At 72.8% G+C, this 23,448-nt stretch carries 24 protein-coding genes and 1 riboswitch; of the genes, 21 read left to right on the forward strand and 3 right to left on the reverse strand.

Annotated elements, in window-relative coordinates; translation table 11 throughout:
- Positions 1-2 precede the first annotated feature (2 nt).
- The 5 genes from sdhC to VIG76_RS00355 all read left to right on the forward strand — a co-directional run bounded on the left by sdhC (position 3) and on the right by VIG76_RS00355 (position 4,663).
- Positions 3-446 carry a succinate dehydrogenase, cytochrome b556 subunit gene (sdhC, locus tag VIG76_RS00335; protein ID WP_331949845.1) on the forward strand — a complete coding sequence of 148 codons (444 nt, stop codon included), beginning with the start codon at positions 3-5 and terminating at the stop codon, positions 444-446.
- A complete protein-coding gene (locus VIG76_RS00340; protein WP_331949847.1) occupies positions 446-895 on the forward strand; it encodes a succinate dehydrogenase hydrophobic membrane anchor subunit in 450 nt (149 codons plus the stop codon). Before sdhC ends, VIG76_RS00340 begins: the two co-directional genes overlap by 1 nt.
- Before the next feature lie 95 nt (positions 896-990).
- On the forward strand, positions 991-2,811 hold the full coding sequence (gene sdhA / locus VIG76_RS00345; RefSeq protein WP_414640587.1) for a succinate dehydrogenase flavoprotein subunit: 1,821 nt from the start codon (positions 991-993) through the stop codon (positions 2,809-2,811).
- Between the two features lie 29 nt (positions 2,812-2,840).
- The gene (locus tag VIG76_RS00350; protein WP_331949891.1) at positions 2,841-3,602 is read left to right on the forward strand and encodes a succinate dehydrogenase iron-sulfur subunit; all 762 of its coding nucleotides are present in this window, start codon (positions 2,841-2,843) and stop codon (positions 3,600-3,602) included.
- 236 nt (positions 3,603-3,838) lie between these two features.
- Positions 3,839-4,663 (forward strand): endonuclease domain-containing protein, encoded by an 825-nt coding sequence (locus VIG76_RS00355; RefSeq protein ID WP_331949849.1) that lies wholly within the window; start codon positions 3,839-3,841, stop codon positions 4,661-4,663.
- Between the two features lie 79 nt (positions 4,664-4,742).
- Here VIG76_RS00355 and ptsP read toward each other — a convergent pair whose 3' ends face one another.
- Positions 4,743-6,389: a phosphoenolpyruvate--protein phosphotransferase gene (ptsP, locus tag VIG76_RS00360; protein WP_331949851.1), complete on the reverse strand. Its 1,647-nt coding sequence runs from the start codon at positions 6,387-6,389 to the stop codon at positions 4,743-4,745.
- A gap of 115 nt (positions 6,390-6,504) precedes the next feature.
- On the opposite strand from ptsP, the gene VIG76_RS00365 reads away from it, so the two are divergent.
- The 11 genes from VIG76_RS00365 to ribH all read left to right on the forward strand — a co-directional run bounded on the left by VIG76_RS00365 (position 6,505) and on the right by ribH (position 16,909).
- Positions 6,505-7,779: a YihY/virulence factor BrkB family protein gene (locus VIG76_RS00365; RefSeq protein WP_331949853.1), complete on the forward strand. Its 1,275-nt coding sequence runs from the start codon at positions 6,505-6,507 to the stop codon at positions 7,777-7,779.
- A gap of 10 nt (positions 7,780-7,789) precedes the next feature.
- On the forward strand, positions 7,790-8,626 hold the full coding sequence (locus VIG76_RS00370) for an exodeoxyribonuclease III (protein ID WP_331949855.1): 837 nt from the start codon (positions 7,790-7,792) through the stop codon (positions 8,624-8,626).
- Positions 8,627-8,660: 34 nt separating this feature from the next.
- Positions 8,661-9,671 (forward strand): tryptophan--tRNA ligase, encoded by a 1,011-nt coding sequence (gene trpS, locus VIG76_RS00375; RefSeq protein WP_331949857.1) that lies wholly within the window; start codon positions 8,661-8,663, stop codon positions 9,669-9,671.
- The gene (locus VIG76_RS00380) at positions 9,668-10,234 is read left to right on the forward strand and encodes a GNAT family N-acetyltransferase (RefSeq protein ID WP_331949859.1); all 567 of its coding nucleotides are present in this window, start codon (positions 9,668-9,670) and stop codon (positions 10,232-10,234) included. Before trpS ends, VIG76_RS00380 begins: the two co-directional genes overlap by 4 nt.
- Positions 10,231-10,968, forward strand: a complete 738-nt coding sequence (locus tag VIG76_RS00385) for an HAD family hydrolase (protein WP_331949861.1) — start codon at positions 10,231-10,233, stop codon at positions 10,966-10,968. The genes VIG76_RS00380 and VIG76_RS00385 overlap by 4 nt, the downstream gene beginning before the upstream one ends.
- Positions 10,965-12,080 (forward strand): NAD(P)/FAD-dependent oxidoreductase, encoded by a 1,116-nt coding sequence (locus VIG76_RS00390; RefSeq protein WP_331949863.1) that lies wholly within the window; start codon positions 10,965-10,967, stop codon positions 12,078-12,080. Before VIG76_RS00385 ends, VIG76_RS00390 begins: the two co-directional genes overlap by 4 nt.
- 19 nt (positions 12,081-12,099) lie before the next feature.
- Entirely contained in the window at positions 12,100-12,993 is an 894-nt protein-coding gene (locus VIG76_RS00395; protein ID WP_331949865.1) for an alpha/beta fold hydrolase, read from the forward strand.
- 247 nt (positions 12,994-13,240) lie between these two features.
- Positions 13,241-13,389, forward strand: a riboswitch (FMN riboswitch).
- 77 nt (positions 13,390-13,466) lie between these two features.
- Positions 13,467-14,543, forward strand: a complete 1,077-nt coding sequence (gene ribD / locus VIG76_RS00400; protein ID WP_331949867.1) for a bifunctional diaminohydroxyphosphoribosylaminopyrimidine deaminase/5-amino-6-(5-phosphoribosylamino)uracil reductase RibD — start codon at positions 13,467-13,469, stop codon at positions 14,541-14,543.
- A 1-nt stretch (position 14,544) separates the two neighbouring features.
- Positions 14,545-15,165, forward strand: a complete 621-nt coding sequence (locus VIG76_RS00405; protein ID WP_331949869.1) for a riboflavin synthase — start codon at positions 14,545-14,547, stop codon at positions 15,163-15,165.
- Complete coding sequence (gene ribA, locus VIG76_RS00410) at positions 15,165-16,439, forward strand: GTP cyclohydrolase II (protein ID WP_331949871.1); 1,275 nt, start codon at positions 15,165-15,167, stop codon at positions 16,437-16,439. Before VIG76_RS00405 ends, ribA begins: the two co-directional genes overlap by 1 nt.
- Positions 16,436-16,909, forward strand: a complete 474-nt coding sequence (ribH, locus tag VIG76_RS00415) for a 6,7-dimethyl-8-ribityllumazine synthase (RefSeq protein WP_331949873.1) — start codon at positions 16,436-16,438, stop codon at positions 16,907-16,909. The genes ribA and ribH overlap by 4 nt, the downstream gene beginning before the upstream one ends.
- Before the next feature lie 108 nt (positions 16,910-17,017).
- Here the strand turns inward: ribH and VIG76_RS00420 are convergent, their stop codons facing one another.
- Complete coding sequence (locus tag VIG76_RS00420) at positions 17,018-17,842, reverse strand: PfkB family carbohydrate kinase (protein WP_331949875.1); 825 nt, start codon at positions 17,840-17,842, stop codon at positions 17,018-17,020.
- Positions 17,843-17,907: 65 nt separating this feature from the next.
- On the opposite strand from VIG76_RS00420, the gene VIG76_RS00425 reads away from it, so the two are divergent.
- Both VIG76_RS00425 and VIG76_RS00430 read left to right on the forward strand, forming a co-directional pair.
- Complete coding sequence (locus VIG76_RS00425) at positions 17,908-18,696, forward strand: SDR family oxidoreductase (RefSeq protein ID WP_331949877.1); 789 nt, start codon at positions 17,908-17,910, stop codon at positions 18,694-18,696.
- Positions 18,697-18,731: 35 nt separating this feature from the next.
- Positions 18,732-19,574, forward strand: a complete 843-nt coding sequence (locus VIG76_RS00430) for an SDR family NAD(P)-dependent oxidoreductase (RefSeq protein WP_331949879.1) — start codon at positions 18,732-18,734, stop codon at positions 19,572-19,574.
- 4 nt (positions 19,575-19,578) lie between these two features.
- On the opposite strand, the gene VIG76_RS00435 is transcribed toward VIG76_RS00430, so the two are convergent.
- The gene (locus tag VIG76_RS00435) at positions 19,579-20,577 is read right to left on the reverse strand and encodes a LacI family DNA-binding transcriptional regulator (protein WP_331949881.1); all 999 of its coding nucleotides are present in this window, start codon (positions 20,575-20,577) and stop codon (positions 19,579-19,581) included.
- Between the two features lie 91 nt (positions 20,578-20,668).
- On the opposite strand from VIG76_RS00435, the gene rhaI reads away from it, so the two are divergent.
- The 3 genes from rhaI to rhaD form a co-directional block, all read left to right on the forward strand.
- Complete coding sequence (rhaI, locus tag VIG76_RS00440) at positions 20,669-21,835, forward strand: L-rhamnose isomerase (RefSeq protein ID WP_331949883.1); 1,167 nt, start codon at positions 20,669-20,671, stop codon at positions 21,833-21,835.
- Complete coding sequence (locus VIG76_RS00445; RefSeq protein ID WP_331949885.1) at positions 21,832-22,164, forward strand: L-rhamnose mutarotase; 333 nt, start codon at positions 21,832-21,834, stop codon at positions 22,162-22,164. Before rhaI ends, VIG76_RS00445 begins: the two co-directional genes overlap by 4 nt.
- Positions 22,165-22,185: 21 nt before the next feature.
- Positions 22,186-23,448 (forward strand): bifunctional rhamnulose-1-phosphate aldolase/short-chain dehydrogenase (gene rhaD / locus VIG76_RS00450; RefSeq protein WP_331949887.1); only part of this gene is annotated, 1,263 nt, incomplete at its 3' end.

The raw sequence follows: 23,448 nt of genomic DNA on the forward strand, positions 1-23,448 counted from the left end.
GCATGGTGTCAACGAGGCCCGCGCCCGAGCTCTCCCCCACCCGCACCACGCGACTGTCACTGCCGAAGGCACCGGCGGGCACGGTCTACCGCGGGCACGAGGGGATGTGGTCCTGGGTCCTGCACCGGATCACCGGCGTCGGGATCTTCTTCTTCCTGCTCGTCCACATCATGGACACCGCGCTGATCCGCGTCTCCCCGCAGCTCTACGACGGGGTGATCGCCACCTACAAGAACCCGATCATGGGGCTCGGTGAGCTCGCCCTCGTCGCGGCGATCGTCTTCCACGCCTTCAACGGGCTGCGGATCATCCTCATCGACTTCTGGAGCTTCGGCACGAAGCACCAGCGCGGCATGTTCTGGGCCGTGATCGTGCTCTGGGTGATCGTCATGGCCGGCTTCGCGCCGCGGCAGCTGTTCACGATCATCGAGGAGTTCCCCCGCTGATGGCCACCACGATCGAGGCGCCGCGCAGCGCGCCGGTGCACCGGAACCGCCGCTTCAACATCGAGAAGTGGGGCTGGATCTACATGCGCGCCTCCGGCGTCGTGCTGGTCGTGCTGATCTTCGGCCACCTCTTCATCAACCTGGTCGCCGGCGACGGCGTGCGGCAGATCGACTTCGCCTTCATCGCCGGCAAGTACGCGACCCCGTTCTGGCAGATCTGGGACGCGCTGATGCTCTGGCTCGCCCTCATCCACGGTGCGAACGGGATGCGCACGATCACGAACGACTACGTCGTCTCTCCGCTGGCGAACCGCGTCGTCAAGTACGCGCTCGTCGCAGCGACGGTGGTGCTGATCGTGCTCGGCACGCTCGTCATCTTCACGTTCGACCCGTGCCCGGCCAACGGCCTCGCCGCGAACCTCCCCGACTTCTGCAAGGCGGTCAAGTGACTCCCGAGAACCCCCTCAAGCGCGCCGCGAACGCGTTGCGCGGCAACGACCGCTCGACGAACCCCGGTGGACCGGAGCGCGATCCCGAGGACGTGCTGTCCTGGACCGACGAGGGCCCGGACGAGCGTGAGATCGACGGGATCAAGTACCACCGGCACGACGTCGTCATCGTCGGCGCCGGCGGTGCGGGGATGCGTGCGGCGATCGAGGCGGGCCCGAAGGCGCGCACCGCGGTCATCACGAAGCTCTACCCCACCCGCTCCCACACGGGCGCGGCGCAGGGCGGCATGGCCGCCGCGCTCGCGAACGTGGAGGAGGACAGCTGGGAGTGGCACACCTTCGACACGGTGAAGGGCGGCGACTACCTGGTGGACCAGGACGCGGCCGAGATCCTCGCGAAGGAGGCCATCGACGCGGTCATCGACCTCGAGAACATGGGCCTGCCGTTCAACCGCACCCCCGAGGGCAAGATCGACCAGCGCCGCTTCGGCGGGCACACCTCCGAGCACGGCAAGGCGCCCGTGCGCCGGGCCTGCTACGCGGCCGACCGCACCGGCCACATGATCCTGCAGACGCTGTACCAGAACTGCGTCAAGCACGGCATCGAGTTCTACAACGAGTACTACGCGCTCGACCTCGTGATGACGACCGTCGTCGAGAACGGGCGCACGGTGCAGCGGCCGAGCGGCATCGTCGCGTACGAGCTCGCGACCGGCGACATCCACGTCTTCCAGGCGAAGTCGATCGTCTTCGCGACCGGCGGCTTCGGGAAGATCTACAAGACCACCTCGAACGCGCACACACTCACCGGTGACGGCGTCGGCATCATCTGGCGCAAGGGCCTTCCGCTCGAGGACATGGAGTTCTTCCAGTTCCATCCGACCGGCCTCGCGAAGCTCGGCATCCTCCTCACCGAGGGCGCCCGCGGCGAGGGCGCGATCCTGCGCAACGCCTCGGGCGAGCGGTTCATGGAGCGCTACGCCCCGACCATCAAGGACCTCGCACCTCGCGACATCGTGTCCCGCTGCATGGTGCAGGAGGTGGCCGAGGGCCGCGGCGCCGGGCCGCTGAAGGACTACGTCCTGCTCGACTGCACCCACCTCGGGGCCGAGGTGCTCGAGACGAAGCTGCCCGACATCACGGAGTTCGCGCGCACCTACCTCGGCGTCGACCCGGTCACCGAGCCGGTCCCGGTCATGCCGACCGCGCACTACGCGATGGGCGGCATCCCGACGAACGTGAACGCCGAGGTGCTCTCGAGCAACGACACGGTCGTGCCCGGGCTGTACGCCGCCGGCGAGTGCGCCTGCGTGTCCGTGCACGGCTCGAACCGGCTGGGCACCAACTCGCTGCTCGACATCAACGTGTTCGGCAAGCGGGCCGGCAACAACGCCGTGGCCTATGCGAACACGGCGAGCTTCGTGCCGCTGCCGAAGGACCCGGCGAGGGCCGTGCGCACCCTCGTCGAGCAGCTGCGCGGCTCCACCGGCACCGAGCGGGTCGCGGACCTCCGCAAGGAGCTCCAGGACAACATGGACGCATCCGCCCAGGTGTTCCGCACCGACGCGTCGCTCGCGAAGGTGACCGAGATCATCCACGGGCTGCGGGAGCGGTACAAGAACATCGGCATCCAGGACCGCGGCCGGCGCTTCAACACCGACCTGCTCGAGGCGATCGAGCTCGGGTTCCTGCTCGACCTCGCCGAGGTCGTCGTCTACTCCGCGCGGAACCGCAAGGAGAGCCGCGGCGGCCACATGCGCGACGACTTCCCGAAGAGGGACGACGCGAACTACATGCAGCACACCATGGCCTACCTCACGGGCGACCCGCACTCCGCGGACGCGTCCGACCACATCAAGCTGGACTGGAAGCCCGTGGTGATCACGCGCTACCAGCCGATGGAGCGGAAGTACTAGGCGTGACCCTCACCGTCGCCGAGACCGGCATCAACCCCGCGATCAAGCACCGTCCCGCCGAGGGCTTCTCGACGATCACGCTGATCATCCGGCGCTACAACCCCGAGGTCGACGCCGAGCCGTACTGGCGCGACTACGACGTCGACGTGCTGCCGACGGACCGCATCCTCGACGCCCTGCACAAGATCAAGTGGGAGCAGGACGGGTCGCTCACCTTCCGCCGCTCGTGCGCGCACGGTGTCTGCGGCTCGGATGCGATGCGGATCAACGGCCGCAACCGGCTCGCCTGCAAGACGCTGGTGAAGGACCTCGACCCGTCGAAGCCGATCTACGTCGAGGCGATCAAGGGCCTGCCGCTCGAGAAGGACCTCGTCGTCGACATGGAGCCCTTCTTCGCGGCGTTCCGGCAGGTGCAGCCGTTCCTGCAGTCCTCGACGCCGCCGCCCGAGGGCCGCGAGCGCCTGCAGTCCGCCGAGCAGCGGGAGCGCTTCGACGACACGACGAAGTGCATCCTCTGCGCGGCATGCACCACCTCGTGCCCCGTCTTCTGGACCGACGGCCAGTACTTCGGTCCGGCCGCGATCGTGAACGCGCACCGCTTCATCTTCGACAGCCGCGATGAGGCCGCCGACGTGCGCCTCGACATCCTGAACGACCGCGAGGGCGTGTGGCGCTGCCGCACCACCTTCAACTGCACGGAGGCGTGCCCGCGCGGCATCCAGATCACGAAGGCGATCAGCGAGGTGAAGGCCGCGACGATGCGCGGCGCCGCCCGCGTGAAGATCGCGTAGCCCGCCCCCGTCTCTGTCCCGGCCGTAGGGGTTCGTGCGGGGTGTAGGCCGACGCGCCGCTGCGCGGCCTCACCCGGCACATCGCCCTACTCGCGGCACGGCGGGTGGCCGGCGGCAGGGCGGGGTGGGCGCGTCTGCGCGGCCTCGGCTCTTCCACAGGGGCTCCTGAGCAGCCCTCAGGACGCTCGACGCACGGCTGCGCCCGAGACCGCTGCGGCCACGGGCACCCTTCCGCCGTGCACTACCGATTCTGGACGTCCGCGGAGCTCCGCGAGCAGGGCTGGGCCAAGCGGCAGGTCGCTGCCGCGGTGGCCGACGGCCGCCTCGTCGCCGTCCGGCGAGGCCACTACGCTGCGGCGACGACACCACCCGATGTCGTCAGGGCGATGCGCGTCGGCGGCCCTGCGACGGCCGGCACCGCCGCCGCGGCCTACGGCTTCTGGGCACCTCCTGAACCACCGCTGTCGGTCGCCGTCGCGGAGAACGAGCCGCGGCTCCGCGATCCGGACGATGCCGCGCGTCCCCTCGATCCCTCCTCCGGTGTGCGGGTCCACCGCGTCGCCACGATGCCCCGTGCCGCCCTGATCACCGGGCTCCTGCCGGTCGTGCTGGTGCTCCAGCACCTCCTGCTGACGGTTCCCGCGGCGTTCGCGGTCGCGAGCATCGACTCGGCCCTCCGGGAGCGACGCTTCCGCCGGGACGACCTCGCGGTGCTCCGTGCTCGAGTGCCTGCGCACCTCCGCGATCTCGTCGACGCGGTCGACATCCGCTGCGAGTCCGGGATCGAGTCGGTCGCCCGATACCTGCTCCAGAGCCTCGGTCTTCACGTGGTGCCGCAGGTGGACATCCCGGGCGTCGGCCGCGTCGATCTCGTCGTCGAAGGCCGGCTGATCGTCGAGCTGGACGGCCGCGAGTACCACGAGGGGCAGTTCGCCAGGGACCGAGCGAGGGATGCCATCGCGGCGAGCCAGGGGTACCGCACCCTCCGATTCACCTGGGCGCAGGTCCTGTTCGACTGGCCGACGGTGCAGGCGGCGGTGCTCGCCGCTCTCCACTCCTGACCCCACCGTCCCGGCCGTAGGCATCCGTGCCGGGCGGAGGCCGACACGCCGTGTACTCGCCTACACCCGGGACGATCCCCTACACGAGGGACGCGGCGGCGGCTCGGGCTGCGGCCGCGGACGGGGCCGCGAGCGCGGCGGCAGCGCGGGCCCTCGCCTCGTCGAGCGTCACGGTGAGCAGCTCGGCGCGCACGTCGGCGAGCGCCGCGGGCGTCATCGAGAGGCTCGTGGCGCCAAGGCCGACGAGCACGACCGCGAGCTGCGGATCCGCCGCCGCCTCGCCGCAGATCCCGACGCTCTTGCCCGCCGCCGCGCCGGCACGGCCCACCTCCGCGACGAGCCTGAGCACCGCGGGGTGCCAGGGGTCCTGGAAGTTCGCGACGGTGCCGAGCAGGCGGTCCGCGGCGAGCGTGTACTGCGTGAGGTCGTTCGTGCCGATCGAGACGAAGTCGGCGGACTCGAGGATCTGCGCGGCGAGCAGCGCCGACGACGGCACCTCCACCATCACCCCCGCGGTCGCGATGCCGAGCTCCCGGGCGAGCGCGGTGAAGTACTCGCTCTCCTCCGGCTCCGACACCATCGGCGCCATCACCCAGAGGTCCGCCTCCGTCGCAGCGTCCGCCTCGGCGAGCGCCGTGAGCTGCTCGCGGAGGATGTCCTCGTGCGCGCGGAGCACCCGCAGGCCGCGGAGGCCGAGCGCCGGGTTCTCCTCCTCGGTGTCGTTGAGGAACGCGAGCGGCTTGTCGGCGCCGGCGTCCAGCGCCCGGACGACCACCTTCTTGCCCGAAAACGCCTTCAGGAGGGCGATGTACTGGTCCCGCTGCTCCTGCACCGTCGGCGCCGACCTCGAGTCGAGGAACAGGAACTCGGTGCGGAACAGGCCGACGCCCTCGGCGCCGAGTTCCACGGCTCCGGCGGCGTCCTTCGCGTTGCCGAGGTTCGCGAGCAGGGCGATCCTCGTGCCGTCACCGAGCGCGCCGGGCGTGATCGGGGCGTTCAGCATCGCCCTGCGCTCCTCGATGCGCCGCTGGGCGTCGGCCACCGCAGCGTCGTCGGGGTCGGCCTCGATCTCGCCGGTCGACGCATCCGCGATGACGAGCTGCCCCTCGGCCAGCTGCTGCGCGCCGCCCACCCCGACGATCGCGGGGATGGACTTCGCGCGGGCGAGGATCGCCGTGTGCGAGGTGGGGCCGCCGTCGCTCGTGATGAGCGCGAGCACCTTGTCGAGGTCGAGCAGCGCGGTGTCCGCGGGCGCGAGGTCGCGCGCGACGAGCACGAACGGGGTGTCGGACTCGGGGACGCCCGGGGCCCGCACGCCGGTGAGGCGCGCGATGACGCGCTGCGCGACGTCGCCCAGATCCGTGGCGCGCTCGGCCATGTATCCGCCGAGGCCCACGAGCATCACCTGGAACTCGAGGAAGGCCTCGAAGACGGCCCGCTCGCCGGTGCGCCCCGCGGTGATGCGCGCCACCACGTCATCGACGAGCGAGGGGTCCTCGGCCATCAGCGCCTGCGCCTCGAGCACGTTGCGGGCTTCGCCGCCCGCACGCCTGCCGCGCTCGTTCAGCTCGGCCGCCACCTGCTGCAGCGCGGACCGGGTGCGGGCGATCTCCGCGTCCGCGCCGGCGTGCGTGGCGCCCTCGGGCGGCTCCGGCAGCGGATCGGGCATCCGCTTCACCGGCCCGACGGCCACGGTCCTGCCCACGCCGATCCCGGTCAGTCGCATCTGCCTGCCTCCTCGCTGACGGTGCCCGCCGAAAGCATATGGCCCGGGTTGTCCGTGACAACTCCCCCAGCGGATGCCCGGTCGGCGCCGCCCGCGGCGCGATTAGGGTGACGCCATGACCGAGGGTGCCGCCGACCAGGGGGTCCGGGACGCCCGGGTGCCCGTGCAGGCGTCCGGGGCACGGCCGGATCCGCCGCAGCAGGCCTCCGGCATCCCGGGCCTGGTGCAGCGGGTCCTCGCGTGGAAGCCCGTCCGGGTGTTCTTCCACTACACCGGGGACAACGGCCCGCTCATCGCGGCCGGCATGACCTACCAGGCGCTCTTCGCCCTCTTCGCCGCCCTCTGGCTCGTGTTCTCCCTCGCCGGCTTCGCGCTTGCGGGGAACGTCCCGCTGCAGCACGCGGTGTTCGGCGCCATCAACCAGTTCATCCCCGGCCTCATCGCCTACGACGGCATGTCCGGCGCGATTCCGGCATCGACGCTGCTCGGGACGACCGGTCTCGCCTGGAGCAGCGTCATCTCGATCATCGGCCTGCTCTTCACGACGGTCGGCTTCGTCGGCACGCTGCGGACCGCCATCCGGATCATGTTCTCGCTCCCCGGCCCGACCACGAACCCGGTGCTGCTGATCCTGAAGAACCTCGGCTACTCGCTCGCGTTCGGCGTCGTGGTGCTCCTGACCGCGGTGATCAGCCTGATCAGCAACACGGCGCTCGGCGCGGTGCTGTCCCTGCTCGGGCTCGGCGCCGCCTCCGTCGTGGAGCAGCTCGCGACCACGGCGGTCGGCGCGCTGCTACTCGTCGTCATCGACACCCTGCTGCTCGCGGCGGCCTACCGGCTGCTGTCCGGCATCCCGATCCCGCGCAGGCGCCTGCTCGTCGGGGCGCTGCTCGGCGGGATCGGCCTCGCGTTCCTGCAGACCCTCGGCACGAAGCTCCTCGGCGGGGCATCCTCCAACCCGCTGATGGGCGCCTTCGCGACCCTCGTCGGGGTGCTGCTCTACTTCAACTTCGTCTGCCAGACGATCCTGCTCGCCGCGTCGTGGATCGCGGTCGGGATGGAGGAGGCCGGCATCGACGCCCGGCGGCTGAACCCCGAGCAGCGCGGCGTCGACGACGCCGAACGCCTCGAGGAGGCGCGGCGGCTCGTTGCGGAGTCGAACCAGCGCGAGCTGGAGGAGCGGATGCGCGCGGCGCGCGGCCTCGAGCGCTGGCGGCTCACCCGGCAGCTCGACCGGGAGCGAACGGCCGAGGAGCACCGGCGTGCTGTCGTGCCCACCGCCTCGGAGTTCAAGCAGGCGCAGCAGCACACCGGCGACGAGACGCCTCGTTCGGACGAGGTCGAGCCGACCGGGGCCGACGCCGACGGGCCCGTCGCACGCGCTCGGTAGGCTCGAGGGCATGGCTGGCGCGACCGTTCGAGTGGCCTCCGTCAACGTGAACGGCGTCCGCGCGGCCTTCCGCAAGGGCATGGGCGCGTGGCTCGACGGCCGGGGCGTCGACATCCTCGCCCTGCAGGAGGTGCGCGCCGCCACCGAGGACCTGGAGCAGCTGCTCGGTCCCGAGTGGAGCGTGCTGCACGACGCGGCGACCGCGAAGGGCCGCGCCGGGGTGGCGATCGCCTCCCGCGAGCCGGCCCACATCCACCGCGTCGCGATCGGCGAGGAGGACTTCGACACCGCCGGCCGCTGGCTCGAAGCCGACTTCGAGATCGGCGGCACCGTGCTCACCGTCGTCTCGGCCTACGTGCACTCGGGCGAGGTCGGCACCCCGAAGCAGGACGACAAGTTCCGCTTCCTCGACGCGATGGAGGCCCGGCTGCCCGAGCTCACCGCGCACAATCCGCTCGCGGTCGTCGTCGGCGATCTGAACGTGGCGCACCGGCGGCTCGACATCCGCAACTGGCGCGGCAACCAGAAGGCCAGCGGGTTCCTGCCCGACGAGCGCGCGTACTGGGACCGGATCATCGGCGCCGAGGACGACGACCGCTACAACTCGGGCGCCGGGCTCGGCTGGGTCGACGTCGGCCGCCGTGCCGCGGGCGAGGTCGACGGCCCGTACACCTGGTGGTCCTGGCGCGGCCAGGCGTTCGACAACGACACCGGCTGGCGGATCGACTACCACCTCGCGTCGCCGGCCCTCGGCGAGCGCGTCGCCGACTACGCGGTCGACAAGGCCGACTCGCGCGACGGCCGATGGTCGGATCACACGCCCGTGGTCGCCGACTACGCGCTCTGACCCCGAGCCCGCCCCCTCGAACGACGGAAGCACCATGACCGACAAGGCCCGCATCTTCTCCGGCATCCAGCCGAGCGCCGACTCCCTGCACATCGGCAACTTCATCGGCGCGGTGCTGCAGTGGCGCGCCCTGCAGGACGCCTACGACGCCATCTTCTGCATCGTCGACCTGCACGCCATCACGGTGCCGCAGGACCCGAAGGGGCTGCAGCAGCAGACGCGCACCCTCGCCGCGCAGTACATCGCCGCCGGGATCGACCCCGAGCGCTCGACGATGTTCGTGCAGTCGCAGGTGCCCGCGCACGCCGAGCTCGCGTGGGTGCTGAACACGATCACCGGCTTCGGCGAGGCGAGCCGGATGACGCAGTTCAAGGACAAGTCGCAGCGCCAGGGCGCGGATGCGGCATCCGTGGGCCTGTTCGCGTACCCGATCCTGATGGCGGCCGACATCCTGCTCTACGACGCGGCGGCCGTGCCCGTCGGCGACGACCAGCGGCAGCACGTGGAGCTGACCCGCGACCTCGCGAACCGCTTCAACAGCCGGTTCGGAGACACCTTCACGGTGCCGGAGGCGTTGATCCAGAAGGACACCGCGCGCATCTACGACCTGCAAACGCCGACAGTCAAGATGAGCAAGTCCGCGGCGTCCGACGCCGGGATCGTCTGGATGCTGGACGAGCCGAACGTCACCGCGAAGAAGATCCGCTCCGCGGTCACGGACACCGAGCGGGAGATCCGCTTCGACCGGGAGACGAAGCCGGGCATCGCGAACCTGCTGGCGATCCTGTCCGCGTTCCGCGAGGTGCCGGTGCCCCAGCTCGAGCAGGAGTACGCGGGCCGTGGCTACGGCGACTTCAAGAAGGACGTCGCCGACGCCGTCGTGGAGGTCTTCGGGCCGATCAAGCAGCGCACCCAGGAGCTGCTCGCGGATCCCGCGGAGCTCGACCGCATCCTCACCCGCAGCGCCGAGCGCGCCGCCGGGCTCGCAGACGCGAAGCTCGACGAGGTCTACGACCGGGTCGGCCTCCTCCGGCGGATCCGATGACCCCCGTCGTGCTGCGCACGCCGCGCCTCGTGCTCGACCAGCCGGGCGAGGGCGACATCGACCTCGTGACCGAGTACTGCCAGGACGAGGTGCTGCAGCGGTACACCACCATCCCCGTGCCGTACGCGCGGAGCGACGCCGAGCACTTCCTGCTCGAGCTCGTGCCGCGGTGGTGGGAGGACGACGTGGAGCACACCTGGGCGATCCGCCAGGCGGACGTGCCCGACGCCCGGCTGCTCGGCGTGATCGGGCTGCGCTCGTACGGCGAGCTGGGGTTCTGGATGGGCGCGCCGCACCGCGGCAAGGGGTACCTCGGCGAGGCGCTCGAGGTCGTGCTCGACCACGGGTTCCGCGCCGGCCACGAGCGGCTCACGTGGTCGTGCATCGTCGGCAACGTCGCGTCCGCCCGCGCCGCGCGCCGCGCCGGGTTCCACTTCACCGGCACCGGGCCGGCGACGGTCCCCCACCGCGACGGGTCGCGCCCCGACAGCTGGCACGGCGAGCTCTTCGCGGGCGAGCCGCGGGAGCCGCAGTCGGGCTGGCCGTCCGAGGTGGGGGGATGAGGACCGAGGTCGTCCTCTTCGATCTGGACGACACCTTGTTTCGTCATCGCGAAGCCGTCGAGGAGGGCGTGCTCGCGACCCTGGCCGCGATGGAGCGGCCCGCCGACGCACCCGACGAGACCGAGGAGCAGGCCCGCTGGCGCGAGCTCGAGGAGCGCCACTACCACCGCTACCTCGCGGGCGAGCTCGACTACCAGGGGCAGCGGCGGGCACGCGTCCGCGACTTCCTCGCGCCGTACGGCGCCGAGCTCGACGATCCAGCCGCCGAGGCGTGGTTCGAGGAGTACTCGAGCCGCTACCGAGCCGCGTTCCGCCTGCACGCCGACGCACTGCCCTGCCTCGACGACCTCGCGCGGCACGGCCTCCGGTTCGGGATCATCACCAACGGCGACCTGGCCTTCCAGACCGCGAAGCTCCACGCGCTCGGCATCACGGAGCGCTTCGAGCAGGTGATCACCTCGGGCGAGCTCGGCGTCGCGAAGCCCGACCGGCGGATCTTCGCGATGGCGGCCGAGCGGTTCGGCGTGCCGCCGGACGCCTGCGCGTACGTGGGCGACCGGCTCTGGACCGACGCGCTCGGCGCCACCCATGCCGAGATGCTCGGCATCTGGCTCGACCGCGGGACCGGCGTCGCGAGCCCGTCGGATCTCGACGAGGCGCGGCGGCTCGGCGTCCCGGTGCTCACCGGGCTGGACGGCCTGCCTGCGCTGCTCGCACGGACGGAGGCGGCGTGACCACGACGGCGGACATCGCGATCATCGGCGGCGGCATCGCCGGCTTCTCCCTCGCTTCGGCGATCGGCGGGCGCGCCCGCACCGTGCTGCTCGAGGCCGAGCCGGAGCTCTTCCACCACACCTCAAGCCGCTCGGCGGAGCAGATGCAGCCGACCTACGGCCCGGCGCCCGTCCGCCGGCTGACGAGCGCGTCGATCCCCCGCGTGCAGGCGATCGCCGAGGGGCTCGGACGGCCGATCTTCACGCCGCGGCCGCTGCTCTGGGTCGGAACGACCCCCGATCGCCACCACCTCGATGAGCTGCTCGCGACCGTGCTGGGCCTCGAGGAGATCGAACCGCGCGAGGCCGTCGCGCTGCTGCCGGCGCTCCGTCCGGACGCGGTGCACGCGGCCGGGATCGACCGGTCCGCGGTCGAGGTCGACGTCCCCGCGCTGCTCGAGGCGTACCGGGCCGCGGCCGTCGCGGGCGGGGTCGAGGTGCTCCCGTCCAGCCGTGTGGAGCGCGCGGAGCGGATCGGGGACGCCTGGCGGCTCACCGCCGGCACGGCCGTGGTCGAGGCGCCGGTCGTCGTGAACGCGGCCGGCGCCTGGGTCGAGCGGATCGCCGCACTGTTCGGCGCCCGCTCACGAGGGCTGCAGCCGCTCCGCCGCACCGTCGCCGTGGCGGTGCCGACCGGCCGCCCCGTGGATCCGGCCTGGCCGATGGCGTCCGACGTGCTCGACACCTTCTACTTCCGCCCGCGCGGCCGCGCCGTGCTCGCATCCGCGCTCGAGGACGAGCCGAGCGAGCCGGAGGACGCCCAGCCGCGCGCGGAGGTGGTCGCGACCGTGCTCGATCGGGTGAACGCCGCCACCGACCTCGCGCTGCGGGAGACCGAGACCACCTGGACGGGCCTCCGGACCCTCGCCCCCGACTCGCTGCCGGTCGTCGGCCGCGACGCCGACGTCCCGGGCTTCTACTGGCTCGCGGGGCAGGGCGGCTACGGCATCCAGACGTCCGCGGCGCTCGGCGCCGCCGTCGCGGACGACCTGCTCGGCACCGCGTCGACGATCCCCGGGCTCGAGGGCGTGCTCGCCGACCTCTCCCCCGCGCGCGACGCCCTGCCGGCCTGATCCGCTCCGAACCCCTGCGGTGCGTGCCGCCCTCCTGACCGATCCGCGTGCCCTCGGCCTGCGCCGCACCGAGGTCCGCACGGCGGTCGGCACGCTCGTGGTGCACGTCGGTCGAGGGGCGGACGGCCCGGCGACCGTGCTGCTGCACGGCGCCGCGGGCTCGTGGACGACCTGGACGCCGCTACTGGCCGCATCCGACCGGGCGGGCTCGCCGATCACCGACGTGATCGCGATCGACCTGCCCGGATGGGGCGGGTCCGCCGGGCCGGTTCCTCCCATCGCCGACCTGGCGGCGGCGATCGCGCAGCTCGCCCTCGACCTCGGGTACGGACGCTGGCGCCTGCTCGGTCACTCGCTCGGCGGCTTCGTCGCCCTGGACCTCGCGACGCGGCGCCCCGACGCCGTGCTCGGGGTCGGCCTCGTCTCCCCGACGGGCCCCGCCGTGGTCGACGCGGTCCGCCGTCCGCTCCGCGGGAGTCCGGGGCTGCCGTGGTTCGCCGGCATGCGGCTCGCGATGGGCGCGCTCGGTCTGCTGCCGCGCGAGGGTCGAGGACTCCTTGCCGTGCTCGGCCGCACCGGGTTGCTCGGGCCGCTGACCGGGCCGCTCTTCGCCCGCACCCCGGACCGGTCCGTCGTCGATGCGCTGGCGCAGGAGGCGCGGCCGCGCGCCTTCCACGCCGCCACCCTCGCGGCGGCCCGCTACGACGTGGATCGGTGGAGAGACATCCGCTGCCCGGTGCGATCGGTGCGCGGCGCCCGGGACGTGTTCGTCGGGCGGCGGGATGCGGATGCGCTGCGAAGCCTGCTCCCGGACTTCGCCGAGACGGTCCTCGCGGACGCCGGCCACTTCGCGGCGGTCGAGCAGCCGGATGCGGTGCTGGCGGCGCTCACCCCCGTCCTCCTGCCCTCATGAGTCCGCCACCACGGGGTGAGTTGCCACTATCCGCCCTCGAACGCGCCCCTCGAGGGCCAGAAGTGGCAACCCACACCTCCCCCTGGCCCGACTGGAGCTCACGATTCGGGTGAGTTGCCACTTTCCGCCCTCGAACGCACCCCTCGAGGGCCAGAAGTGGCAACTCACATCACTCCTGGGCGATGTCATCGGGCGACCTGGGAATAGGCACGGATGCGGCGGGTTCTGGTAGGAACAAGCAACACATTTTCGTGCTCCGGGGTCGGTGCAATTCCGAACCGGCGGTCATAGTCCGCGAACCCCGTCCGAAGCGCCCCGCGAGGGGCGGCGAGGGCGGGGCCGATCCGGTGGAACTCCGGAACCGACAGTCACAGTCTGGATGGGAGAAGCACGAGGCGGTCGCGCGCGCGTCGCGCACCGCGAGGCGGAGCAGTCCGCCGTCCCCGGAGCGACCCGACCGCACCGAGGACCGCATGACCATCGCGACGACGACGACCGTCGAGTCCGCGATGCGCCGCGCCCTCGACCTCGCCGCGCTGGGCCCCGCCGGCGGCCCGAATCCGCAGGTCGGCTGCGTGCTGCTGTCGCCGGACGGGCGCGTGCTCGCCGAGGGGCACCACCGCGGCGCGGGCACGCCGCACGCCGAGGCCGACGCGCTCGCGCAGCTGCCGCCCGGCACCGCGGCCGGCGCAACCGCGGTCGTCACCCTCGAGCCCTGCAACCACACCGGTCGCACCGGCCCCTGCGCGGTCGCGCTGATCGAGGCGGGCGTCGCGCGCGTGGTGTTCGCGCTCCGCGACCCCTACCGTCTTGCAGCCGGTGGCGGCGACCGCCTGCGCGACGCGGGCGTCGAGGTCGTCGAGGGCGTGCTCGCCGACGAGGCGGCGGCCCTGAACGAGCGCTGGATCACGGCCGTCGTCCGCGGCCGCCCCTGGGTGACGGCGAAGTGGGCGTCGAGCCTCGACGGCCGGATCGCGGCGGCCGACGGCACGAGCCGCTGGATCACCGGCGACACCGCCCGCGAGGACGTGCACCGCCGCCGCGCCGCGCACGGCGCCATCGTCGTCGGCACCGGCACCGCCCTCACCGACGACCCGAGCCTCACCGCCAGGGACGCCGACGGATCCCTGCTGCCGGACCAGCCGATCCCGGTCGTCGTCGGCGCCAGCGACGTGCCGTCCGACGCACGGCTGCGCTCGCATCCGCGGCCGCTGCTGCATGTGCGCGACCACGATCCGGATGCCGTCCTCGCCGCGATCGCCGAGGCCGGCGCCACGTCGGCCTTCCTCGAGGGCGGCCCGACGCTCGTCAGCGCCTTCCTCGCCGCCGGCCTCGTCGACGAGGTGCTCGTGTACCTCGCCCCGACCCTGATCGGCGGCCCGAGGCTCGCGATCGCCGACCTCGGCGTCGCCACCATCTCCGCCCAGCGCCGGCTCGACGTGCGCGCGACGCGCGCGCTCGGCTCCGACCTGCTGATCGTCGCCCGCCCGCATCACGCGGGCTCCCCCGAATCCTTCGCAGCGGCCTCCGCCGCCACAAGAGAGGACTGACATGTTCACCGGCATCATCGAGGAGCGCGGCCGCGTGCTCGGCTGGGAGACCACCGCCGACGGCGGCGCGCGCCTCACCGTCGCGGCGCCGCTCGCCGCATCCGACGCGTCCCACGGCGACTCCATCGCCGTCTCCGGCGTCTGCCTCACCGTCGTCGAGCACGGTGACGGCGTCTTCACGGCGGACGTGATGGGGCAGACGCTCGCGGTCAGCGCCATCGCGGACCTCGCGCCCGGCGACGACGTGAACCTCGAGCGGGCCGCCAAGGTCGGCGACCGCCTCGGCGGCCACATCGTGCAGGGCCACGTCGACGGCACCGCGGCCGTGATCGCGGTGCACGACGAGAGCTCCTGGCGGGTGCTGCGCTTCCGGCTCCCCGACGACCTCGCGCCCCTCGTGGTGGACAAGGGCTCCATCACGGTCGCCGGCGTCTCGCTCACGGTCTCCGCGATCGGCCGCGACGACGACGGGCACTGGTTCGAGGTCAGCCTCATCCCCGAGACCCTCGAGGCGACCACGCTCGGCGCGATCGGCGTCGGCGGTCGCGCCAACCTCGAGACCGACGTGATCGCCCGCCACGTGCAGCGGATGCTGACCTTCGTCCCGGCGGCGGTGGCCTGATGGCGCTCGCATCGATGCAGGAGGTCCTCGACGCGCTGCGCGCCGGCCGCCCCGTGCTCGTCGCCGACGACGAGGGACGGGAGAACGAGGGCGACGCGATCCTCGCGGCCGAGCTCGCGACCGCGGAGACCGTCGCCTGGATCATCCGCCACTCATCCGGCTTCCTCTGCGCGCCGATGACGAACGCGATCGCCGACCGGCTCGAGCTCACCACCATGGTCCGGCTGAACGAGGACCCGCGCGGCACCGCCTACACGGTGACCGTCGACGCGGCCGATCGGATGAGCACCGGCATCAGCGCCGCGGACCGTGCACACACGCTCAACGTGCTCGCCGACCCGTCGTCGACCCCCGCGAGTGTGATCCGGCCCGGCCACGTCGTGCCGCTTCGCGCGGTCGACGGCGGCGTGCGCGTGCGCGGCGGGCACACCGAGGCGGCGGTGGACCTGCTCCGCCTCGCCGGCCTCACCCCGGTCGCCGCGATCGCCGAGATCAACGAGCCCGACGGCACCATGACGCGGCTGCCCGGGCTGCTCGAGCTCGGCGAGGCCGACTCGGTGCCCGTCACCACCGTCGCCGCGATCATCGCCCACCTCGACGCGAACCCCGGCCTCTGCACGCGCGTCGGGATCAGCGCCCCGCCGCCGCCCCCGCGCATCCGCTTCGAGGTCGAGACGGCCCTGCCGACGACCCACGGGATGTTCCGCGTCCGCGCCTACCGGGATGCGATGACCGGCGACGAGCACGTGGCGCTGATCTCGGGCACGCCCGGGCCGACTGCCCTCGTGCGCGTGCACTCCGAGTGCCTCACGGGCGAGGCGTTCGGCTCGCTGAAGTGCGAGTGCGGGCCGCAGCTCGACGCCGCGCTCGACGCCGTGCAGGAGGAGGGCGGCGTGGTCGTCTACCTGCGCGGGCACGAGGGCCGCGGCATCGGCCTCGTGAACAAGCTGCGGGCCTATCGCCTGCAGGAGGACGGCCTCGACACCCTCGACGCGAACCTCGCGCTCGGCCTGCCCGCCGACGCGCGCGAGTACATCGCCGCCGCCGTGATCCTCACCGACCTCGGCATCACCGACGTGCGGCTGCTCACGAACAACCCGAACAAGATCGCGCAGCTCGAGGCGCACGGCGTGCACGTCAGCGAGCGGGTCCCGCTCGTCGTGGGCGTCGGCGCGGTGAACGAGGGCTACCTCGAAGCGAAGCGGTCCCGGATGGGTCACCTCATCGCCGACAGCGACCTGCGGGTGTCCCAGGCCGAGCGGAGCGCATCGTGAGCGCGGAGGGCAAGCCGGAGGCCACCGGCGTCGACGGCAGCGACCTCACCGTCGCGATCGTGCACGGCACCTGGCATCCGCGGATCGCGGACGGCCTGCTCGAGGGCGCGCGCCGCACGCTGGAGGCCTCGGGTGCGCGCGTCGTCGAGTACCCGGTGCCGGGCAGCTTCGAGCTGCCGGTCGTCGCCCAGGCGGCGCTGACGGCCGGGGCGGATGCGGTGGTCGCGCTCGGCGTGATCATCCGCGGTGGCACGCCGCACTTCGAGTACGTGTCGTCCGCGGCGACGCAAGGGCTCACCGAGGTCGCGCTGCGGACCGGCAAGCCCGTCGGTTTCGGGGTGCTCACGCTCGACGACGAGCAGCAGGGCCTCGACCGCGCGGGCCTCCCGGGCTCGAAGGAGGACAAGGGTGCCGAGGCGGCAGCGGCAGCGCTGCAGACGGCGCTCGCCCTCCGCGTCATCCGCGGCTGACCGGCTCGTTCATCGCGCCGTTCCGGAGTTCCTGCGCGACACGCCGCGCCTGAGCGCTCCGCCCCGGCGTGTCGGCGGATTTCTCCGGAACGGCGCGATTCGGCGGGGTCAGAGGGCCGGGTCGGGCTGCGCGCCGAGCCACGTGACGGAGCGGGCCGCCGCGGCGGCCGCCGCGCGCATCGCGTCCGCGGGCCCGACGCCCGCGGCGAGCGCCGCGGCGAGGGCGCCGCAGTAGGTGTCGCCGGCCCCGGTCGTGTCCACGGGCTCCTCCACCCGATCCGCCGCGACCTCGACCTCGCCCCACGCGGAGCCGCCCGCGCCGCGCGTGACGAGCAGCTGCACCGGCACCGCGCCGGATGCGGCGAGCTCGGCCGCCTCCGCCTCGTTCGCCACGACCGGATCCGCGAGCGCGAGCACGGCGGCGGGCAGCGGCGCGAACGGCGCCGCGTTCAGCACCACGCGCGCGCCCCGCTGCGCGGCCGTCCGCACCGCCTCGGCGACGACATCGAGGTCGATCTCGAGCTGCACGAGCAGCACGTCGGCCGGCGCCAGGTCCTCGAGGGCGTCGAGGTCCGCGCGGCTCACCGCCGCGTTGGCACCCGGCGACACGATGATCGTGTTCTCCCCCGCGGCGTCGACCGCGATGGCGGCCCGCCCTGTCGCCGCGGACGGGTCGACTCGCACCGCCGCGACGTCGATGCCGAACGACGCGAGCCGGTCGCGGTAGGCGCGGCCGTCCGCGTCATCGCCGACGCGCCCGATCATCCGCACGTCGGCGCCCGCGACCGCCGCGGCGACCGCCTGGTTCGCGCCCTTGCCGCCGAAGCGCAGCTCGACCGGGCCGCCGAGCACCGTCTCCCCGGGCGCCGGATGGCGTGCCACCCGCACGATGGCGTCGACGTTGAGACTGCCGAGCACCCACACGGTCGCCACGGCCCCATCCTTCCGCAGGCCCGGGAGAATGGCCCCGAGACGGCGGGATCGACGAAAGGCTGACGATGGACGCGACCAGCAGCGCACCCCGATCGCGCCGGGGAACGGCGCTCTTCGACCTCACCGGGCGCACGGCGCTCGTCACCGGCTCCTCGCAGGGCATCGGTCTGGCGCTCGCGATCGGCCTCGCGGATGCGGGCGCGCGCGTGCTGCTGAACGGGCGCGACCCGGCGAAGCTCGAGGCCGCCGCGGCACGCATCCCGGGTGCGCGCCTGCTGCCGTTCGACGTGACCGACCGCGCCGCGGTGGTGGCCGCGGTCGACGGCTTCGAGGTGGACGAGGGTCCCATCGACGTGCTCGTGAACAACGCGGGCATGCAGCACCGCTCGCCGCTCGAGGACTTCCCCGAGGCCGCGTTCGAGCAGCTGCTCGCCACGAACCTCACGAGCGTCTTCACCGTCGCGCAGGCCGTCGCCCGGCACATGATCCCGCGCGGCCGCGGACGGATCGTGAACATCGCCTCGGTCAACGCGGCCCTCGCCCGGCACTCCATCGCCCCGTACACCGCCACGAAAGGCGCGGTCGTGAACCTGACGAAGGGCATGGCCACCGACTGGGCCCGGCACGGGCTCAGCTGCAACGCCCTCGCGCCCGGCTACATCCGCACGCCGCTGAACGAGCCGCTCGCCGCGGATCCGGCGTTCGACGGCTGGCTCAAGGCCCGCACGCCGGCGGGGCGCTGGGGCGAGGCTGCGGAGCTCGTCGGCGCCTGCGTCTTCCTCGCCTCCGACGCGGCGAGCTTCGTGAACGGGCACACGCTCTACGTCGACGGCGGCATCAGCGTCTCCCTCTGACCGGGAGGGCCAGGCCGCGCCCCTACGCTTCGGCCATGGCCGTCCGCTCCCGCCCCGTCCTGATCACCGGCTGCTCCACCGGCATCGGCCGGGCCACGGCCCTGCGGCTCGTCCGCTCCGGCCTCACCGTCGTCGCGACCGCTCGGCGGGAGGACGCCATCGCCGACCTGCGCGAGGAGGGCTGCACGACGCTCGCCCTCGACGTCACCGACGAGCAGTCGATGCGAGGCGCGGTCGAGCGGATCGAGGCCGAGCACGGCGCGGTCGGCGCGCTCGTGAACAACGCCGGCTACTCGCTGTCGGGCGCGATCGAGACCCTGCCGATGGACGAGCTGCGACGGCAGTTCGAGACGAACGTGCTCGGCCTCGTGCGGATGACGCAGCTCGTGCTCCCCGGCATGCGACGGGCCGGGTGGGGGCGCATCATCAACGTCGGCTCGATGGGCGGCCGGTTCACCTTCCCCGGCGGCGGCGCCTACCACGCGACGAAGTACGCGGTCGAGGCGCTGAGCGACGCGCTGCGCTTCGAGGTCGCCGGTTTCGGCGTGCGGGTCGTGCTGATCGAGCCGGGCTTCATCCGCACGGAGTTCGCCGCGACCGCCTCCGCCGTGCCACCCGCCCCCGCGCCGTACACGTCCTTCAACGAGGGCGTCGCGCGCACGACGCTTCAGACCTACGCGTCCGGCCCGATCAGCCTGCTCGGCGGCGACCCGGATGCGGTGGCGAGGGCCGTCGAGCGCGCGATCCGGCGCCGCTCCCCCGCCGCCCGGATGCTCGTGACGCCCTCCGCCGGCCTGCTCGTCGGCGTGCGGCGGGTGCTGCCCGACCGGCTGTGGGACGCCTTCGTGGGCACGAGCTTCGAGCGACCCGGAGCCTGACGGCTCAGCGCGTCCGGGTGGACTCCCGTACGACCATCTCCGGCTGGAACACGATCTGCTGACGCTCGTGCCCACCTTCGATCTCGGCGAGCAGCAGCTCGACCGCCGTGCGCCCGATCAGCTCCCGCGGCTGGCGCACGGAGCTGATCGGGACCGCGGCGGCCGCAGCGAAATCGATGTCGTCGTACCCGACGATCGCGAGGTCGTCCGGCACCTTGAGCGCGCCGAGCATCCCCACCCCTTGCTGGATCCCGAGCGCGACGACGTCGTTCGCCGCGAACACGGCGTCGGGACGTGCATCCGCACCGAGGATCCGCCGTGCGGCCGCGACACCGGAGGCCATGGTCAGCGAGGGGATCTCGAGCACATCGATCCGGGCATGCGGCACCGCGGCGACCGCGGCCCTCGCGCCCTCGAGGCGGTCGGCGACCTGGGCCAGCGAGAGCGGCCCCCCGACGAAGAGCAGCCGACGCCGACCTGCTGCGAGCAGGTGCTCGGCCGCGAGGCGGCCTCCGGCGACGTCGTCGACGGAGACGGAGGAGAATCCCCCGGCCCCGGCCATCCGGTCCACCAGGACGATCGGGATCCCACGTTCGCGGAGGCGCTCCAGGCGAGCGGCGACGTCGCCGACCGGTGTGATGAGCAGGCCCCGAACGCGCTGCTCCTCGAAGAGGTCGAGATGCTGGGACTCCCGTTCGAGCATCTCTCCGCTATCAGCGAGCAGCACAGAGAGGCCCTCCTCCTGCGCCCGCTCCTCCGCACCACGGGCGACGTCGGTGAAGAACGGGTTGCGCACGTCGAGCACGAGCAGCCCGATGCTGCGACTGGAGCCCGCGCGCAGCTGCCTCGCCGCGTCGTTGCGCACGAAGCCGAGCTCCTCGATGGCCGCGAGCACCCGCTCCGCGGTCGCGGGCGCGACCGTCGCCCGGCGGTTCAGCACATTCGACACGGTGCCGACGGAGACGCCGGCGCGAAGCGCGACGTCACGAACGCTCACCGCCATCCGCTCCTCCTTCCGGCTCCGCCATCTTGACACTGGCACGGACCGCCCCTACGGTCAATGAAACGATTCACTATAGGGAGCCCGAAGCACGATGCCGTCCTTCGCAGACATCACCGCCGCACTCGCCGCCCAGGCCATCGAGCTCCCGTCCTGGGCGTTCGGCAACTCCGGGACCCGCTTCCGCGTGTTCCCCCAGGCCGGCGTGCCCCGGGACCCGTACGAGAAGATCGCGGACGCCGCGCAGGTGCATCGGCTCACCGGGCTCGCGCCGAGCGTGGCGCTGCACATCCCGTGGGACGAGGTCGACGACTTCGGTGCCCTCCGCCGCCATGCCGAGGACCTCGGCGTCGCGCTCGGCACCATCAACTCGAACACGTTCCAGGACGAGACGTACAAGCTCGGCAGCCTCGCGCACCGCGACCCGGCCGTGCGCCGCAAGGCGATCGACCACCACCTGCGCTGCATCGAGATCATGAGCGAGACCGGCAGCCGGGACCTCAAGATCTGGCTCGCCGACGGCACGAACTACCCCGGCCAGGACGACATGCGCTCGCGGCAGGACCACCTCGCCGCGTCGCTCCAGGAGATCTACGCGGCGATCGGCGGCGACCAGCGCCTCGTGCTCGAGTACAAGATCTTCGAGCCGGCGTTCTACCACACGGACGTGCCGGACTGGGGCACCTCCTACGCCCAGGTGACCGCCCTCGGCGAGAAGGCGTTCGTGTGCCTCGACACCGGCCACCACGCGCCCAGCACGAACATCGAGTTCATCGTCATGCAGCTGCTGCGGCTGGGCCGGCTCGGCTCCTTCGACTTCAACTCGCGCTTCTACGCGGACGACGACCTGATCGTCGGTGCCGCGGATCCGTTCCAGCTGTTCCGCATCCTGGTCGAGGTCGTCCGCGGCGGCGGGTACGGACCGGACAGCGGCGTCGCGTTCATGCTCGACCAGTGCCACAACATCGAGAAGAAGATCCCCGGCCAGATCCGCAGCGTGCTGAACGTGCAGGAGATGACCGCACGGGCGCTGCTGCTCGACCGGGACGGGCTCGACGCCGCGCAGCGGGCGGGTGACGTGCTCGCGGCGAACTCGATCTTCATGGACGCCTTCTACCGCGACGTCCGTCCGGACCTCGCCGCGTGGCGAGCCGAGCACGGCCTGCCGGAGGATCCGATGCGCGCCTTTGCCGAGTCCGACTACCAGGAGCGGATCGAGGCGGAGCGGGTCGGCGGCGCGCAGGCCGGATGGGGCGCGTGACCCGCGTCTGCTTCCGGCTGCAGCTGAAGCCGGAGCGGATCGCGGAGTACGTCGAGCGCCACCGCGCGGTCGACGAGGACGTGCTCGCCGCCATCCGTGACGCCGGCCGCCGCGACTACTCGATCTTCGTCGGCGACGACGGGCTCCTGATCGGCTACTACGAGGCCGACGACCCGGCCGCCTCGGCGGCCGCGCTTCGCGCCGACCCCCGGACCGCGGCCTGGGAGGCCGAGTCCGCCGCCTTCTTCGCCGACCTCGACGGCCGCCCCGACACGGGCGCCGCCGAGCTGGTCGAGGTGTTCCACCTCGACGGGCGATCCGACCGCTGACCTCGAGGACAGAACGAGACGATGACGAACCCCACCGCAGCGGCGCTGATCGCCCGCTCCAACCGGCTCGGCGCCGACCCGAAGAACACGAACTACGCGGGCGGGAACACCTCCGCGAAGGGCGAGGAGACGGATCCGGTCACCGGCGAGCCCGTCGAGCTGCTCTGGGTGAAGGGCTCGGGCGGCGACCTCGGCACGCTGCAGGAGACCGGCCTCGCGGTCCTGCGGCTCGACCGGCTGCGCGCGCTCGCGTCCGTCTACCCTGGCGTCGAGCGGGAGGACGAGATGGTCGCCGCATTCGACTTCACGCTCTTCGGGAAGGGCGGCGCGGCCCCCTCGATCGACACCGCCATGCACGGCCTCGTCGACGCGGCCCACGTCGACCACCTGCACCCCGACTCCGGCCTCGCGATCGCGACCGCCGCCGACGGCGAGCGCCTCACGCACGAGATCTTCGGCGACGACGTCGTCTGGGTGCCCTGGCGCCGGCCCGGCTTCCAGCTCGGCCTCGACATCGCCGCGATCAAGCGCGAGCACCGGCGGGCGATCGGCGCGATCCTCGGCGGTCACGGCATCACGGCGTGGGGCGACACCAGCGAGGAGGCGGAGGCGAACTCGCTGCGGATCATCCGCACCGCCGAGGCGTGGATCGCCGAGCACGGCCGGCCGGAGCCCTTCGGGCCCGAGCTGCCGGGCTACGCGGCCCTGCCCGAGGCGGAGCGCCGCGCCCGCGCCGTCGCGCTCGCCCCGGCCATCCGGGGCCTCGCCTCGCACGACCGGCCGATGGTCGGGCACTTCACCGACGCCCCCGAGGTGCTCGAGTTCCTCGCCCGGGCCGAGCATCCCCGGCTCGCGGCCCTCGGCACGTCGTGCCCCGACCACTTCCTCCGCACCAAGGTGAAGCCCCTCGTGCTCGACCTGCCCGCCACGGCGAGCGCCGAGGAGCAGCTCGCCCGGCTGGCCGAGCTGCACGAGCAGTACCGGGCCGACTACCAGGCGTACTACGACCGCCACGCGACCGCCGACTCCCCGGCCATCCGGGGCGCGGACCCGGCGATCGTGCTCGTGCCGGGGGTCGGGATGTTCAGCTACGGCGCGAACAAGCAGACCGCCCGGGTGGCCGGCGAGTTCTACGTCAACGCCATCAACGTGATGCGCGGTGCCGAGGCCGTCTCCCGCTACGCACCGATCGACGAGGCGGAGAAGTTCCGGATCGAGTACTGGGCGCTCGAGGAGGCGAAGCTGCAGCGGCTGCCGAAGCCGAAGTCGCACGCGACCCGCATC

Source organism: Amnibacterium sp. (assembly GCF_036559085.1).
Lineage (GTDB): Bacteria > Actinomycetota > Actinomycetes > Actinomycetales > Microbacteriaceae > Amnibacterium.

Bases quoted from the DNA above. Each gene is read 5' to 3' on its own strand.
- sdhC (WP_331949845.1), top strand. From the start codon at position 3: ATGGTGTCAACGAGGCCCGCGCCCGAGCTCTCCCCCACCCGCACCACG.
- VIG76_RS00340 (WP_331949847.1), top strand. From the start codon at position 446: ATGGCCACCACGATCGAGGCGCCGCGCAGCGCGCCGGTGCACCGGAAC.
- ptsP (WP_331949851.1), bottom strand. From the start codon at position 6,389: ATGCGACTGACCGGGATCGGCGTGGGCAGGACCGTGGCCGTCGGGCCG.
- VIG76_RS00365 (WP_331949853.1), top strand. From the start codon at position 6,505: ATGACCGAGGGTGCCGCCGACCAGGGGGTCCGGGACGCCCGGGTGCCC.
- VIG76_RS00370 (WP_331949855.1), top strand. From the start codon at position 7,790: ATGGCTGGCGCGACCGTTCGAGTGGCCTCCGTCAACGTGAACGGCGTC.
- trpS (WP_331949857.1), top strand. From the start codon at position 8,661: ATGACCGACAAGGCCCGCATCTTCTCCGGCATCCAGCCGAGCGCCGAC.
- VIG76_RS00380 (WP_331949859.1), top strand. From the start codon at position 9,668: ATGACCCCCGTCGTGCTGCGCACGCCGCGCCTCGTGCTCGACCAGCCG.
- VIG76_RS00385 (WP_331949861.1), top strand. From the start codon at position 10,231: ATGAGGACCGAGGTCGTCCTCTTCGATCTGGACGACACCTTGTTTCGT.
- ribD (WP_331949867.1), top strand. From the start codon at position 13,467: ATGACCATCGCGACGACGACGACCGTCGAGTCCGCGATGCGCCGCGCC.
- VIG76_RS00405 (WP_331949869.1), top strand. From the start codon at position 14,545: ATGTTCACCGGCATCATCGAGGAGCGCGGCCGCGTGCTCGGCTGGGAG.
- ribA (WP_331949871.1), top strand. From the start codon at position 15,165: ATGGCGCTCGCATCGATGCAGGAGGTCCTCGACGCGCTGCGCGCCGGC.
- VIG76_RS00425 (WP_331949877.1), top strand. From the start codon at position 17,908: ATGGACGCGACCAGCAGCGCACCCCGATCGCGCCGGGGAACGGCGCTC.
- VIG76_RS00430 (WP_331949879.1), top strand. From the start codon at position 18,732: ATGGCCGTCCGCTCCCGCCCCGTCCTGATCACCGGCTGCTCCACCGGC.
- VIG76_RS00435 (WP_331949881.1), bottom strand. From the start codon at position 20,577: ATGGCGGTGAGCGTTCGTGACGTCGCGCTTCGCGCCGGCGTCTCCGTC.
- rhaI (WP_331949883.1), top strand. From the start codon at position 20,669: ATGCCGTCCTTCGCAGACATCACCGCCGCACTCGCCGCCCAGGCCATC.